This window comes from Dokdonella immobilis (assembly GCF_900115085.1).
Lineage (GTDB): Bacteria > Pseudomonadota > Gammaproteobacteria > Xanthomonadales > Rhodanobacteraceae > Dokdonella > Dokdonella immobilis.
In genome coordinates this window covers 166,488-181,051 of sequence record NZ_FOVF01000003.1, presented here as the reverse complement: position 1 = coordinate 181,051, position 14,564 = coordinate 166,488, and the positions used below count along the sequence as shown (strand labels likewise).

Annotated in this window: 15 protein-coding genes; 8 read left to right on the top strand and 7 right to left on the bottom strand. The window is 65.2% G+C overall.

All coding sequences use genetic code 11. The annotated features are described in order from the left end of the window. Positions 1 to 14: 14 nt before the first annotated feature. Entirely contained in the window at positions 15 to 791 is a 777-nt protein-coding gene (gene zipA / locus BM125_RS03595) for a cell division protein ZipA (RefSeq protein ID WP_092404964.1), read from the top strand. 168 nt (positions 792 to 959) lie between these two features. After that, positions 960 to 1,358 (top strand): phasin family protein, encoded by a 399-nt coding sequence (locus tag BM125_RS03590; protein ID WP_175497891.1) that lies wholly within the window; start codon positions 960 to 962, stop codon positions 1,356 to 1,358. Positions 1,359 to 1,432: 74 nt separating this feature from the next. On the opposite strand, the gene BM125_RS03585 is transcribed toward BM125_RS03590, so the two are convergent. Together BM125_RS03585 and BM125_RS03580 are read right to left on the bottom strand one after the other, a co-directional pair. Beyond that, entirely contained in the window at positions 1,433 to 2,065 is a 633-nt protein-coding gene (locus tag BM125_RS03585; protein WP_092404960.1) for a TetR/AcrR family transcriptional regulator, read from the bottom strand. 28 nt (positions 2,066 to 2,093) lie between these two features. Beyond that, positions 2,094 to 2,351 (bottom strand): acyl-CoA-binding protein, encoded by a 258-nt coding sequence (locus BM125_RS03580; protein WP_092404958.1) that lies wholly within the window; start codon positions 2,349 to 2,351, stop codon positions 2,094 to 2,096. 188 nt (positions 2,352 to 2,539) lie between these two features. Between BM125_RS03580 and BM125_RS03575 the strand changes: the two genes are divergently transcribed. Continuing rightward, entirely contained in the window at positions 2,540 to 4,534 is a 1,995-nt protein-coding gene (locus BM125_RS03575; protein WP_092404956.1) for an SDR family oxidoreductase, read from the top strand. A gap of 86 nt (positions 4,535 to 4,620) precedes the next feature. Here the strand turns inward: BM125_RS03575 and BM125_RS03570 are convergent, their stop codons facing one another. The 3 genes from BM125_RS03570 to BM125_RS03560 all read right to left on the bottom strand — a co-directional run bounded on the left by BM125_RS03570 (position 4,621) and on the right by BM125_RS03560 (position 6,944). Then, a complete protein-coding gene (locus BM125_RS03570) occupies positions 4,621 to 5,259 on the bottom strand; it encodes a phasin family protein (protein ID WP_092404954.1) in 639 nt (212 codons plus the stop codon). A gap of 102 nt (positions 5,260 to 5,361) precedes the next feature. After that, positions 5,362 to 6,669 carry a patatin-like phospholipase family protein gene (locus BM125_RS03565; protein ID WP_092404952.1) on the bottom strand — a complete coding sequence of 436 codons (1,308 nt, stop codon included), beginning with the start codon at positions 6,667 to 6,669 and terminating at the stop codon, positions 5,362 to 5,364. Continuing rightward, positions 6,669 to 6,944: a polyhydroxyalkanoic acid system family protein gene (locus tag BM125_RS03560; RefSeq protein ID WP_092404950.1), complete on the bottom strand. Its 276-nt coding sequence runs from the start codon at positions 6,942 to 6,944 to the stop codon at positions 6,669 to 6,671. Before BM125_RS03560 ends, BM125_RS03565 begins: the two co-directional genes overlap by 1 nt. Positions 6,945 to 7,145: 201 nt before the next feature. Between BM125_RS03560 and BM125_RS03555 the strand changes: the two genes are divergently transcribed. After that, the gene (locus BM125_RS03555) at positions 7,146 to 7,973 is read left to right on the top strand and encodes an FHA domain-containing protein (protein ID WP_092404948.1); all 828 of its coding nucleotides are present in this window, start codon (positions 7,146 to 7,148) and stop codon (positions 7,971 to 7,973) included. On the opposite strand, the gene BM125_RS03550 is transcribed toward BM125_RS03555, so the two are convergent. Both BM125_RS03550 and msrP read right to left on the bottom strand, forming a co-directional pair. Beyond that, entirely contained in the window at positions 7,967 to 8,629 is a 663-nt protein-coding gene (locus BM125_RS03550; RefSeq protein WP_092404946.1) for a protein-methionine-sulfoxide reductase heme-binding subunit MsrQ, read from the bottom strand. The genes BM125_RS03555 and BM125_RS03550 overlap by 7 nt on opposite strands. Then, complete coding sequence (gene msrP / locus BM125_RS03545) at positions 8,629 to 9,615, bottom strand: protein-methionine-sulfoxide reductase catalytic subunit MsrP (protein ID WP_092404944.1); 987 nt, start codon at positions 9,613 to 9,615, stop codon at positions 8,629 to 8,631. The genes BM125_RS03550 and msrP overlap by 1 nt, the downstream gene beginning before the upstream one ends. A gap of 206 nt (positions 9,616 to 9,821) precedes the next feature. Here msrP and serC point away from each other — a divergent pair, with 206 nt between their 5' ends. From serC to aroA, 4 genes are all read left to right on the top strand, one after another. Beyond that, positions 9,822 to 10,904, top strand: a complete 1,083-nt coding sequence (serC, locus tag BM125_RS03540) for a 3-phosphoserine/phosphohydroxythreonine transaminase (RefSeq protein ID WP_092404942.1) — start codon at positions 9,822 to 9,824, stop codon at positions 10,902 to 10,904. Positions 10,905 to 10,991: 87 nt separating this feature from the next. After that, positions 10,992 to 12,101, top strand: coding sequence for a prephenate dehydratase (gene pheA / locus BM125_RS03535; RefSeq protein ID WP_092404940.1), 1,110 nt, complete (start codon positions 10,992 to 10,994; stop codon positions 12,099 to 12,101). Further along, on the top strand, positions 12,098 to 13,204 hold the full coding sequence (hisC, locus tag BM125_RS03530) for a histidinol-phosphate transaminase (RefSeq protein ID WP_092404938.1): 1,107 nt from the start codon (positions 12,098 to 12,100) through the stop codon (positions 13,202 to 13,204). Before pheA ends, hisC begins: the two co-directional genes overlap by 4 nt. Continuing rightward, on the top strand, positions 13,201 to 14,523 hold the full coding sequence (aroA, locus tag BM125_RS03525) for a 3-phosphoshikimate 1-carboxyvinyltransferase (protein ID WP_092404936.1): 1,323 nt from the start codon (positions 13,201 to 13,203) through the stop codon (positions 14,521 to 14,523). Before hisC ends, aroA begins: the two co-directional genes overlap by 4 nt. The last annotated feature ends 41 nt before the right edge of the window (positions 14,524 to 14,564 follow it).

Below are 14,564 nucleotides of genomic sequence, written 5' to 3'. Positions count from 1 at the left end.
GCCTCGGAGTCAGCATGGAACAGCAAGCATTGGGCGCCACCGAAATGCGGGTCATCATCTTCTTTCTGGGCTTGATCGTCCTGGCCGCGATCTACTTTTTCGGGCGCCCGAAGAAACCGGGGCAGGGCAAACGCACGCTGTTCCGTAAGCTGCCTGCGGAGCGGGTCGAACCGACGCTTGGCGGCGAAATGGATGCCGGCAGCGACGAGTCGGCAGAGTTGGGCGAGCAGTTCAGTCTGCTCGATCCGGTAGATGGCGATGCGACCGCGCGAAAGACCAAGGGTGGATCAGGACCGAAGTCGCGACGCTCCGCCAAGGCACCTGTCGGCGCCCGGCCCGACGGCCCGATCGAGCGCATCGTCACGCTGTATGTCTGCGCGCGAGACGGAACGACCTTCTCGGGCAGCGACCTCGTGGTCGCGGCGGAAAAGGCCGGACTCGAGTTCGGGGATCGCGGCATCTTCCATCGCATGCTGGTCGGCAAGCCGGAGTCGGGGCCGATCTTCAGCATGGCCAACATGCTCAAGCCCGGCAATTTCGACATGTCGCGGATCGAGACGCTCGAGACAACCGGCATTTCCCTGTTCATGACCCTGCCCGGGCCCTTGCCTGCGCTCGACGCCTGGGAGGCCATGCTGCCAACCGCGCAGCGACTCGCCGAGCTGCTCGATGCCAGCGTCCTGGACGAAAACCGCAGCGCGCTCGGTCGCCAGGGTGTCGCCCATGTGCGGGACGAACTGCGGGCCTGGGACCGGCAAAAGGAAAGCGGCCAGATCCGGGCGAACTGGTGAATCGCCGAAGGGCGGGCGCGAGAGCTTCCGCGCCACGGCGCAATTCCGCAGCCCCGACCTGCACCGCCCCATGCAGCACTTCGCCTGTAGTGTGAATGCTCGACAGCGAGCGATGATGATGTCGACATCGCCACGGTGTGGCGAAAATTCCCCATCAGGAGACGCATCGTGAGCAAGCAGATCAAGGTGACGAAGCAGGCCAAGCCGGCTGCCAAGGTCAACGTCGACAATGCCCGCAAGGTCTGGCTGGCCGGCCTCGGCGCATTTTCCATCGTGCAGAAGCAGGGCGCCGAGCTGTTCGAGAACATGGTCAACGAAGGCAAGTCCTTCCAGACCCGCAGCGAGAAACTCGCGCGCAAGGTATCCGGCGAAATCCAGACCGTGGTCAGCAAGCGCATGAAGCCGGTCGAGGCTCGCCTGCAGGCCGTGCGTCGCGAGGCCGAGGCCAGGGTGGAGCAGGGCGTTGGCCGCGTGCTCTCGTATGCCGGCATCCCGTCCAAGGCCGATGTCGATGCACTGATTTCGCGCGTCGATGCGTTGTCAAGGCAGCTGCGCGCAGCCAGGTAAGCCCACGCTTCTCTCCAGCGTGACCCGACCGAAACGGCCGCCTTGTGCGGCCGTTTCGTTTTGGCAAACAGGTTCTAGCGCAGGTAGGCGCCGGCCAGGGTATTCAGATGCAGGCGTTCGGAGTCGCGCAGGAACGGCGCGATCAGCATCATGACCTGGTGGATGCCGCGACCGATGTCGAGCTGGCCGGACTCGTTCTTGCCGTGCCTGACCGCATCGAAATTGAGCCAGAACGTAGCGACCAGGACGATGTTTTCGGCGGTGGCGCGTATCTCGTCGGCGCTGGCCCGGAAGATGCCGGCCGCGGCCAGCCCGCGCATGACCGCAGCCGCGTTTTCCGAGGCGCGTTTGAGAATACGGGCAAAATGCAGGCGCAACTTGCGGTTGCGCGAGAGGATGTCGACCAGGTCGCGGTAGACGAAGCGGTAGTCCCACATGCACTCGAAGATCAGATGCAACTGCAGCCAGACGTCCTCGAGGTTGGGCAGGCGATCGTCCGGCGCGACCAGCGCTTCATCGATGCGCTGTTCGTAGCGTGCGAACAGCTGCCCGATGATGTCGTCCTTGTTCCGGTAGTGGTAGTACAGGTTGCCGGGACTGATGCCAAGTTCATCGGCGATGTGGTTGGTCGTGACATTGGGCTCGCCCTGTTCGTTGAACATGGCCAGTGCCGTTTCCAGGATGAGCTCGCGGGTCTGACGCGCCATCGGGTACCCCCTGCGAGTGGCGCGGCGCTCAGGCGCGCAGTTTGGCGACCAGGTCGATGTATTTCTGCATGGCCTCTTCCTGGGCCGTACCCTTCAATTTGGCCCAGGCTTCGTACTTGGCCGTGCCGACGAAATCAAAGAAGCCGGGCTTGGGGCCCGACACGTCTCCATCCGCGCCCTGCTTGTAGAGAGCATAGAGTTTAAGCAGGGTGTCGTTGTCCGGGCGCTCCGGCAGCTTCTTGATGTCGTCCGCGGCTTTTTCGAAACTGGCTTGGAGTTTGGACATGTCATTCGGCCTGTCTGGTCGCGTCCCCTGCGCTCGAACTTTCTATCATGCACCCTGTAAGCGGTCAACGCGATCGGCTGCTCATGGAAACGCGCACGACGGACGTCTATGCTGTTCGCCGATGGCGCCGGTCGGGATCGGCGCCGTTCTTTGTATCCGGCATCCTGAATCTGGAAGGGAGTGGGGAAATGACATATTTCGTGACCGGCGCGACGGGCTTCATCGGTCGTCATCTTCTGGAGCGGCTGCTGCTGCGCAAGGGCAGGATCCATTGCCTGGTGCGCAAGGAATCGATGTCAAAGTTCGAGGCCCTGCGCGAACGCCTCGGTGCCGACAAGGATCGCCTCGTCGCGGTCACCGGCGACCTCGGCAAGCCCCGTCTCGGAGTCACTCCGGCGACGCTCAGGAGCCTCGGTGGCAAGATCACCCATTTCTTCCATCTCGCCGCCGTCTACGATCTGTCCGCCGACGAAGCCAGCCAGGTCACGGCGAATATCGATGGCACGCGCCATGCCATCCAGCTTGCCGAAGCACTCAAGGTCGGCTGCTTCCACCACACCAGTTCGATCGCGGCGGCCGGACTGTACCCGGGCGTCTTCCGTGAGGACATGTTCGATGAGGCCGAAGGACTGGACAATCCGTATTTTCGGACCAAGCATGACTCGGAAGGCATCGTGCGCAAGGAATGCAAGCGTCCGTTCCGCATCTATCGGCCCGGTATCGTCATAGGCAATTCGCAGAATGGCGAGATGGACAAGATCGATGGACCGTACTACCTGTTCCCGCTGATCAAGCGCATGCGCGAATTGCTGCCACCGTGGATGCCGGCGATCGGGCTCGAGGGCGGGCGACTGAACCTGGTCCCGGTCGACTGGGTGGCGGCCGCGATGGATCACATTGCGCACTTGCCGAAGCTCGACAGCCAGTGCTTCCACCTCACCGATCCGGCGCCGCGGCGCATCGGCGAGGTCCTCAACATCTTCGCGCATGCCGGTCATGCCCCGAAGATGTCGATGCGCATCGATGCCCGCATGTTCGCCTTCATCCCGGGCGCGATCCGCCAGGCCTTGTCGAGCCTGCCGCCGGTGCGCCGCATGATCCGGTCCTTCCTGACCGATTTCGGGATTCCAGCCGAAATCATGCGCTTCATCAATTATCCGACGCGTTTCGACATGCGCGAGACCGAGCGCGCCCTGCGTGGTTCGAAGATCAAGCTTCCGAAGCTGCAGAGCTACGCCTGGCGACTCTGGGACTACTGGGAGCGTCATCTCGATCCGGCCCTGTTCGTCGATCACTCGCTGTCCGGCAAGGTGCGCCGCAAGGTGGTCGTGATCACCGGCGGATCGTCGGGCATCGGCAAGGCCGTGGCTCTCAAGGTGGCCGCGGCCGGGGCCAAGGTGGTGATCTGCGCACGTGGCGAGGAAGAGCTGGCTGCGGCAAAGGTCGAGATCGAGGCGGCTGGGGGCAGCTGCCATACCTACAAGGTCGATCTTGCCGACCTGGCCTCGTGCGATGCATTCATCGAGCAGGTGACCGCCGACCATGGCGGGGTGGAGGTCCTCATCAACAACGCCGGACGTTCGATCCGGCGCGCCATCGCATCGAGCTACGACCGCTTCCACGATTTCGAGCGCACGATGCAGCTCAACTATTTCGGCTCGCTGCGTCTGATTCTCGGTTTCCTGCCGAAGATGACCGAACGGCACCGCGGTCACATCATCAATATCTCTTCGATCGGCGTGCTGACCAACGCGCCCCGCTTTTCGGCCTATGTGTCCTCCAAGGCCGCGCTCGATGCCTTTTCGCGCTGCGCGCAGGCGGAGTTTTCCGACCAGGGCATCAATTTCACGACGATCAACATGCCGCTGGTAAAGACGCCGATGATCGCGCCGACGAAGATGTACGAATCGGTGCCGACCCTGAGTCCCGAGGAAGCGGCCGACCTCGTCGTCGGCGCCATCATCGAGCGCCCGGTCCGGGTGGCGACGCGCACCGGCATCTTCGCCCAGCTGTTCTATTCGGTCTCGCCGCGCGCCTACGAAATCGTCATGAACACGGCATTCCGGCTGTTCCCCGATTCGCCGGCAGCCAAGGGCATCAAGGGCGTGCGCCAGGAAGCCCAGCACGGCCCCTCCTCGGAGCAGGTCGCCTTCGCGGCGCTGATGCGAGGCGTCCACTGGTAAGCGGTCGCGCGGGGCGGCGGCCCAATAAAAAACCCGCGCCGGACCCGGCACGGGTTTTTCCTGCCATCGGCGATTGATTCAGCGGGCTACTTCCGCGAAGACTTCTTGCCGGCCGGGGCTTTCTTGGCCGGAGTCTTGCGCGCAGCGGCGGTCTTGCGTTTGCTGCTGGCCTGATTGAGCTGGGCGGACTCCAGCTCGCGAGCGACGTCAGCCAGCTCATCCTTGACCCGCGACACCGAGCGGGTGGCGCCGCTTCGGGATCCGGTGGATTTCGCCGCCGGCTTGCTGCCCGACTTGGCATTGAGCTTGTGGACTTCACGCGCGAGTTCCTCGACGCGCGCAGAAAGGCCCTTCAGTTCCTTTGCACCCGGGACGCCGAGATGGTTGAGAGCGCGCGACACGCGCGACTCGAATACCTTCTCGAGCTTGTCCCAGGTTTCCTGGCTGCGCTCCTTGACCTGCCCGACCGCGGCTTCGACCGCGCCGCGTGCTTCCTCGGCCTTGCCCGCGGTCAGCTTGCGGGTCTTCTGCTCGAGCGATACGCCTTCGCGGACCAGCGCCTCGAACAGGCGGGTTCCCTCGTCCTGGGCCTTGGCGAACGCACCGAGGCCGGCCAGCCAGATATGCTGCGCGGATTCGACGATGCTCTTGCCGCTGGCGCGGGCCGCCGGCTTGCTTGCCGCGGGCGCGGCTTTGGATTTCAGCTTGGGCTTGGGCTTGGACATAGCGTTTTCCTTCGATGAGTCGGTCGCGAATGCGCCCGAATGTTGAAAAGGATAGCCGGAACTCCTAGAGCATCTAGTCGATGGGGCAGGTTGGGTGGGCTCTCAGGAGTGTGCGGATGGTGTCGATCCTGCCCCGGAGCCCGGTCTCTTGCCGGGCTTTTCGCGCTTGCGGCCTGGGCGGGTGCGCTCGAGTGCGACATCCAGATCGTCGAGCGCGCGATGCAACCTGGAGGTGGCCTGGGAGCGCCTCGGCGGCTTGCCTTCGAGCCCGCTCAGTACGGTTCTCGTCGGGTCATCGAGGACATCGTCGCGCAGGACCAGGCCGTGCCGGCCGAGCAGATGGGCAAGTGCGCGGCGATGCCGGCGCAGGTCATTCATGGTCGCCTGATACGCATGCTCGGCGAGTCGCTTGCGGTGCGCGAAACTGAAGACGTTGGTGAAGAACATGTCGGTGTCGTCGCTTTCCGGCTCGAGCAGGATCAGGTCCGAAGCGGGGTACTTGCGCTCGTACTTGGGCATGCTCGCCTGCATGCGCGATTGCAGCAATGTGCGGAACATCTGTGAGAGGACGGTTGGAAGGCCCCCTTCGATCAGGCTGGCCGGAGAAGACTTGCCGAGCGCGTTGGCGCTGGTCGTGTCGATCGGGACCAGCGGATTGATGGCCAATACGAGGTCCGCCCCCGCATCGAGCGCGACCGACGCGTGCACGGTATGCCTGAGCGCGCCGTCGACGAAGTACTTGCCGTCGATCCTGACCGGTGGGTAGAGGCCGGGCAAGGCGGCACTTGCTTCGATGGCGCGAGAGATGGGAACGGCGTCATGGCCTTCGGTTCCGAAACGGACCGCCTGGCCGCTGTCGAGTTCCACCGCGACGATCACCAGCTTGCGGTCGAGCGCGCGGAAGTCATTGCTGCGTCCGTGGGCGGTGAACGCGCTGCGTAGAAATTTTTCGATGGCTTCGTTGTCGAACAATCCGGTCGGCAGGATGCTGCCCATGTGCAGGATGCTGTCGGAAATACGCAGGCTCAGCGGATGGCGGGCGATTTCGGCCAATCCTGCCAGGAGCATGCGCGGCACGCCGGCCAGGCGACGCAGGTATTCATAGAGGGCCGGACGCACGAAATTCTCGGGCTGGAAGCGGAACTGGTCGGAATCGCCGGTAATGAAGATCCTGCAGAGCTCGGCCGTGCTGAGCCGGTTGGCCAGGCTGGCGGCGACGAATGCGCCCGAACTGATGCCGACGTAGACATCGAGCGCATTCATGTCGAGGCCCTCGATGGCCTCGTCGAGGGCGCGCACGGCGCCGATTTCGTAGATTCCGCCGATCGGTCCGCCGCCAGCGACGGCCAGGGCAATGCGCGGATGGGCCTTCTTGCGGCCGGGCCTGCGCGCGGACTTGACGACCAGCATCAGCCGATCTGCTCGTCGAGGTGGCGATGGATTTCGCGTTCGATCATCGGTTTCATGACGCCCATCAGGAATCCGAGTTCCGCATAGACATGGACCTCGCCTTTTTCGAGGGCGATGTGACCGTCGACGCCGCTGCGGGAAAAGGCCAGGGTGTTGCCTTCCCAGCCACAGTCGAGGTCGAATTCGCTGGCGATCGATTTGGCCAGCTTGTTGACCGCCTTGCGCGCCTCGGCCAATGACAGGTGGTGCTTGCGACGGATGTCGATTTTCGCCATTCATTCTCTCCGGTTGCGCGGGAATGCTGGCCGCGCGACGGGCGCTATGATGCCCTAGCCGGCAGCATGGCAGAAGCGTCGGATCGGATTCGTCACCGCCCCTGGCTGCGGTTGAGCCGGTGCGAATGCTCCGGGTTGCAGGCAGGTGTCAGCCTTGCCGCATCCTGCTAAAGTGCCCGCACCTCCACAGTCCGTGCACCGATGCGCCTGACTTTTTCAAATGGAGAACATGCCGATGTGATCGTCGAAGGCGGCGTCACCGGCATTGGGGCAGCGCAGGGCAACACGATCAGGCTCGAAATGGGCGGGGTCAAGCCGTGGCATGCGCGGTTGGTCGTCGACCAGCGTGGCATGATCCTCGAAGTACTCGACACCCAGGCCAGGACCCACGTCAACGCGCGCCCGGTCCTCGAGAAGGCCCTGCTTCGGCTCGGTGACGTCATCAATATCGAAGACGTGACGGTCCTCATCAAGCCGGACGATGACCGCATCATCGACACGCGCGTTCCCGCCGAGGCGGCTCCCGGCAGTTCCTCCGAGGTATCCCGGGTCGTCCTGCGTGGCGTCTCGGGCGCGCATTTCGGCAAGACCGTCAGCGTCGGAGAACGCCTGCTGATTGGCAGCGGCGGCGGTGGGCTGGACCTCGACGAGCCGGGCATGTCCGCCCGGCACGCGTCGATCGATGCGACCGACGAAGCCATCCACCTGCGCGATCTGGGCTCGGCATACGGCACCGAGGTCAACGGGGTCAAGGTCCGCAGCGCCGTGCTGCACCCGGGCGACCAGATTTCCTTCGGGCGTAACCGTTTCGTTCTCGAGGCGCCGGGCTACCCGGCGCGCGGCCAGAGCATGCCAACCCCGGCCCACCTGGCGCCGGCCATCACCCAGACCCTCGATGCGATCCAGATTGCCGAGCCGATCCGGGCACCGGTCCAGGATGATGGCGGGTCCAGCGTCTGGTGGCTGATCGCAGCGGCGGCCCTGATCGGGGTCGGGATCGCCGGCCTGCTCTGGTTCGGAAACTATTGAACCAGCGGGCGGCCCGGAGCCACGCGTCCTGACGCGGCAGCGCGGCGTTGCCGGCTGCGGCGTATCCAGTCCGGCAGGCGCGCCACCATGAGCATTGCGAAGATGCCCGCATAGACCACCGGTTCGATGGCCGCGATGGTCTTGCCGTACTTGACCTGCCAGAGGAAATGCAGGGCCGCCAGGGCACCGCTGACGTAGACGAGGCGGTGCAGGCGCTGCCATAGGCCGCCGAGCCGACGCATCATGCTCCGGGTCGAGGTCGCGGCGAGCGGAATCATCAGCAACCAGGCGAGGAATCCCACCGTGACGAACGGCTTTTTCGCGATCTCGGTCAGGACCTGCGACCAGAACCCGCCGAGGTCGACGACCAGATAGACCGCCAGGTGGACGCTCGCGTAGAAGAACGCGAACAGGCCGAGCATGCGCCGGAAGCGCAGCGCCGCGCTCCACCCGGTCAGCCTGCGCAACGGCGTGATGGCCAGGGTCACGAGCAGAAACCGCAGCGCCCAGAGGCCGGTATCGTGCTCGAGCTGGGCGACCGGGTCCGGGCCCAGGGTATTGCCATGGATTCGCCACGCGAGGATGCCAAGCGGAACCAGGGCAGCGGCAAAAACCAGCGGTTTGCCGGCGGCGACCCGGTCGATGCGATGGGCCATCAATGATTCCTGACCAGATCCATGCCGGCGTACAGCGAAGCCACCTGCTCGGCATAGCCGTTGAAGGGTAGGGTCTGCAAGCGATTTCCAGTCAGGCTGAAACCGCCGCCGGCGATGCGTCGCTCGGTGGCCTGGCTCCAGCGGGGGTGACTGACCGCCGGATTGACGTTCGAGTAGAAGCCGTATTCGTCCGGCGCGGACTGGTTCCATGAGGTCGGGGGTTGTTCTTCCGTGAAGTCGATGCGGACGATCGACTTGATGCTCTTGTAGCCGTATTTCCACGGCACGACCAGGCGCAGGGGCGCACCGTTCTGTGCAGGCAGCTCGTGCCCGTAAAGGCCGACTGCCAGCAGGGTCAGGGGATGCATCGCTTCATCGATGCGCAAGCCTTCGCGATAAGGCCAGTCGAGTACCGGATAGCCGAGCCCCGGCATTTCCGCCGGCCGCGCCACAGTCGTAAAGGCGACATAGCGTGCGTCCGCCGCGGGTTCGAAACGCTTGAGCACGGCGGCCAGCGGAATGCCGATCCACGGAATCACCATCGACCAGGCTTCGACGCAGCGCAGCCGGTAGATGCGCTCTTCGAGGGCGTGGCCCTTGAGGATGTCCTCGAGGTCGAAGGTACCGGTGACGGCGGCCTTGCCGCCGACCGTCACGCTCCAGGGTTGCGGCCGGAACCGCGACGAGTTGCGCGCCGGATCGGCCTTGTCGGTGCCGAATTCGTAGTAGTTGTTGTAGCGGGTCGCGTCGGTCGCCCGGGTCAGGGTTTCGGTCGTGCTGAACGCACTGCCCGGACGAGCGGCGAGGCGTTTTCCCGGTAGCTCCGGTTCGACCGCGGCTGCCGGCTGCGGGTCCTGTGTATCTCCACAGCCGGCCAGCAGGGCTGGAGCAAAAGCCAGTCCCTTCAGCAACTCGCGCCGGCGCAGGTAGACCGATTCCGGGGTGATCTCGGATGGCTTGATGCGCGGGTCGGTTCGTCGTCTCACGATTCGGACTCCTGTGGCTTGCTGCAACGGACGCTGGCTGGGCCCCGATCCGGGGAAGACTCCCAACAGACCCAGTTGGCCGGCGAAAGCTTACATGCCACTCTTGCGGAGATGTTGCATTGCGACATACTGTTGCCGCGAGATAACCGGCATCGTCAACGCGGGGTTGCACGACCGGGCCGAGCCACTCGACGAGGAAGACCCTGGTGACGCGTGCGTGCAATTTCAGCGCCGGCCCTGCCGCGCTGCCGGAAGAGGTACTGGTTCAGGCCCAGTCCGAGCTGCTCGACTGGGGCCACACTGGTGCCTCGGTCATGGAACTCAGTCATCGCGGCCGCGACTTCATGGCCCTGGCCGCCGAGTCCGAGCAGGACCTGCGGGATCTGATGGGCATCCCGGACCATTATCGCGTGCTGTTCCTGCAGGGGGGCGCGACCCAGCATTTTGCCCAGATCCCGATGAATTTCGCCGCCCCTGACCAGGTGGCCGACTACATCGTCACCGGCGCCTGGGGCGAAAAGGCCGTTCGCGAGGCCATGCCCTACGTGCAGGCGCGAATTGCGGCAACGTCAGTGGACAAGCACTTCACGCGGATCCCGCCGCGCGATGCCTGGTCGCTCGATCCAAGGGCACGCTATGTCCACTACACACCGAATGAGACCATTCATGGCGTCGAGTTCCAGGAAGTACCCGAGGTTGGCGACGTGCCGCTGATCGCCGACATGTCCTCGGACATCCTCTCGCGTCCGCTGGACGTCTCGAAGTTCGGCATGATCTACGCGGGTGCCCAGAAGAACATCGGCGCCTCGGGCCTGGTCGTCGTGATCGTGCGCGACGACCTGCTCGAGCGCTGCCCCGACTCGATCGCCCGCATCTTCAGTTATGCCGAACACGCGGCCGGGCATTCCCTGTTCAACACGCCAAACACGTTCGGTTGGTATCTCGCTTCGCTGGTGTTCAAGTGGCTCAAGCGCGAGGGCGGGCTGGCGGTCATCGGCGAACGCAATCGGGCCAAGGCCAATCGGCTGTACGGGGTCATCGACGGTTCCGGCTTCTATTCCAATCCGGTCGAACCGTCGGCACGCTCTTGGATGAATGTGCCGTTTTTCCTGCCGCGCGTCGAACTCGAAGCGCCGTTCCTGGCCGAAGCGGGCGCGGCCGGCCTGATCGGACTCAAGGGCCATCGCGCCCTCGGTGGCATGCGCGCCTCGCTCTACAACGCCGTGACGATGGAAAGTGTCGAAACACTGGTCGATTTCATGACCGACTTCGCCCGGCGCCATGGGTAATTGCGCCACGCCATCCCAGCAGCCATCGGCCATGTGCCGGGGCGACTCGCCGCCGATGCAGGCAGGTACCGCACGGAAACAACAGCCATGAGCAACGATATCGAATCGGATCAGCCGACGCCGGATCTTTCCACGGTGCGCACCCGCATCGACGGCATCGACCGCGCCATCCAGGAACTGATCGCCGAGCGTGCGCGCTGGGCGCACCAGGTCGGCCTGGCCAAGGGGCCGTTGGCCGCCGCCGTCGACTACTATCGTCCCGAGCGTGAGGCGCAGGTCCTGCGCATGGTCGTTGACCGCAACGAGGGGCCGCTCAGCGACGAGGTCCTCGTGCACGTATTCCGCGAGATCATGTCGGCGTGCCTGGCCCAGCAGGAACCCTTGAAGATCGGCTTCCTCGGCCCCGAAGGTACGTTCAGCCAGCAGGCCGTGCTCAAGCATTTCGGACGCTCGGCGCATGGCCTGCCGATGGCCAGCATCGAGGAGGTCTTCCAGGAGGTCGAGAATGGCGGCGCCGATTTCGGCGTGGTCCCGGTCGAGAACTCCGGGCAGGGCACGATCCAGGTCACCCTCGACATGTTCCTGACTTCGCAGTTGAAGATCTGCGGTGAGGTCGAGTTGCGCGTGCACCAGTACCTGCTTTCGCGCAGCGGCCGCATCGAGGATATCGAGCGCATCTATTCGCATCCGCAGTCGTTCGCCCAGACCCAGGCCTGGTTGCGTGGCAACCTGCCCGACGTCGAAAAGCTGCCGGTGTCGAGCAATGCGGAAGGGGCGCGTCGGGCGCGCAATGCCGACGATGCGGCGGCGATTGCCGGCGAATCGGCCGGCCTCGTCTATGGCCTCAAGAAGGTCATCATGGGGCCGATCGAGGACCACGCCGACAACACCACGCGCTTCCTCGTGCTCGGTCGTCAGATTTTCCCGCCATCGGGGCATGACCGGACCTCGGTGCTGGTCTTCATCAAGGATCAACCCGGCGCGCTGTTCAACGTGCTCAGTCCGTTCGCCAAGCACGGCATCACGATGAACCGGATCGAGTCGCGGCCGTCGCACCAGGCCAAGTGGGAATACGCGTTCTTCATCGATCTGGCCGGGCACGTCGAGGACGAGCCGATGCAGAAGGCGCTCGGCGAACTCGACGCGCACGCGGCGCAGGTCAAGATCCTCGGCTCCTATCCGGTCGCCGTCCCGTGAGCTTCGACGCTGCCGCACTGGCCAACCGGGTCACGCGTCCGCTGCGCGCCTACGATCCGGGCCATGATCTGCCGGCCCTGCGCAAGCGCTTCGGCCCGGTCCTCGCCGAACTCGGCTCGAACGAAACCGTGCTCGGCCCGAGTCCGCAGGCGATTGCGGCGATCGAATCGGCGCTGCCCGAGGTATTCCGGTATCCGGATCCCCAGGGCGGCGCGTTGAAGCAGGCTCTCGCAGAGCGGCTCGGAGTCGAACGCGCGGGCATTGCACTCGGCAACGGCTCGCATGAGTTGCTGATGCTGCTCGCGCAATGCTTTGCCGACGAGCAGAGCTCGGTGGTGTTCTCGCAATTCGGTTTCGCCGTGTTCCCGATCGCCACCGCGGCAGCGGGCGCCACCGCGATCTGCGTGAAGGCGCTCGCGCCCGATCATCCTTCGGCCCCGTACGGACATGATCTGGATGCGCTGGCCGCGGCGGTCCGGGTGGATACCCGTCTGGTCTACCTGGCCAACCCGAACAACCCGACCGGGACCTGGTTTTCCGATGCCGAACTGGCCGCGTTTCTCGGTAACGTGCCTGAGTCGACCCTGGTCGTGGTCGATGAGGCCTACCAGGAATTCGTCGATGCGGCAGGCGCGGGTGGCGCGCTGGGCCTGCGCAAGCATTTCCCCAACCTCGTCGTGACGCGGACCTTTTCCAAGGCTTACGCCCTGGCCGGATTGCGTATCGGTTATCTGCTGGCCGACCCCAGCGTCGTCGCTGTTCTCGAACGCCTGCGCGAGTCGTTCAACGTCAACAGCCTCGCCCTGGCCGCCGCCGCTGCGGCGCTCGGCGACACGGCGCATCTCGAGCGGGTCTGTCGCTGGACGCGCGAAGAGCGCGCCTGGCTGGCCGCCGAACTGGCAGGGCGCGGTTACCGGGTGCTGCCATCGCAAACGAATTTCCTGCTCGTCGATCTCGGCGAGGATGCCGCCGGCCTGCAGGATCGCCTGTTCGAACGCGGTGTGATCGTCCGCCCGATGGCCGGCTATGGCCTGGCCCACACGCTGCGCATCAGCCTCGGCACGCGCGCCGAGAACGAGCGCCTGCTCGCCGCCCTGCCGTGACCGGCCCGATCGCCTGGCTCGCCTCCAGCGGCGGACCCGTGCGCGGGGAGGTGCTCGTGCCTGGCGACAAGTCGGTTTCGCACCGGGCCATCATGCTGGCCGCGATGGCCGATGGGGTTTCGCGCATCGAGGGCTTCCTCGAGGGCGAAGACACCCGGGCCACGGCTGCTGCATTTGCCGGCATGGGCGTGCGCATCGACACGCCGTCGCCTTCGCAGCGCATCGTTCACGGCGTCGGCATGCACGGACTGGCCGCGCCACGCACGGCCATCGATTGCGGCAATGCCGGTACCGGCATGCGCCTGCTGGCCGGCCTGCTGGCCGGGCAGCCTTTTGACTCGGTCCTGGTCGGCGACGAGTCGCTGTCGCGTCGGCCGATGCGCCGCATCATCGAACCCCTGGTTCGGATGGGGGCCGAGATCCGTGCCGAAGCGGGCGATCTGCCGCCGCTGCGAATCCGCGGGGGGTGCCGCCTGCAAGGAATGCTGCACGCGCCGTCGATCGCCAGCGCCCAGGTCAAGTCGGCAATCCTGCTGGCGGGACTGCATGCCGAGGGCATCACCGAAGTGCGCGAGGCCCATCCGACCCGCGACTACACCGAACGCATGCTGCAGGCGTTCGGATGGCCGATCGAATTCGGTCCCGGCTGGGCGCGACTGGCTGGCGGTCATCGGCTCGCGGCCACCGACATCGTGGTGCCCGCCGATTTTTCCTCGGCCGCGTTCTTCCTGGTCGCGGCCAGCATCGTTCCCGGTTCCGAACTCCTGCTGCGTTCGGTCGGCATCAATCCGCGGCGGACCGGGTTGCTTTCGATACTGCGCCTGATGGGCGCCGATATTGTCGAAACCGATCGCCGGGGGCAGGGCGATGACGCGGTGGCCGATCTGCGCGTGCGCCATGCGGTGCTGCGCGGAATCGACGTGCCGGAATCGTTTGTCGCCGACATGATCGACGAGTTTCCGATCCTTTTCGTCGCCGCGGCGGCGGCGCGCGGGACAACCCGGATTGCCGGCGCGTCCGAGTTGCGGGTCAAGGAGTCCGACCGCATCGCAGCGATGACGCAGGGCCTGCAGGCGCTTGGCATTGCCGTGGTCGAGAAGCCCGACGGCGCGGTCATCGAGGGTGGCGTGCCGGGCCCCGGCCGCATCGAAAGTTCGGGCGACCATCGCATCGCCATGAGTTTCGCCGTCGCCGGCCAGATCGCCTCGGGGCCGGTCCGGATCGCCGATTGCGCCAACGTCGCGACCTCGTTCCCGGGCTTCGCCGAACTCGCCCGCGGCTGCGGCATGAACGTCCGCGTCGCGGCGGACCCGGCATGATCGCTTCGGCGAACCGGGGCCATCCGAGGCTACAATCGCGA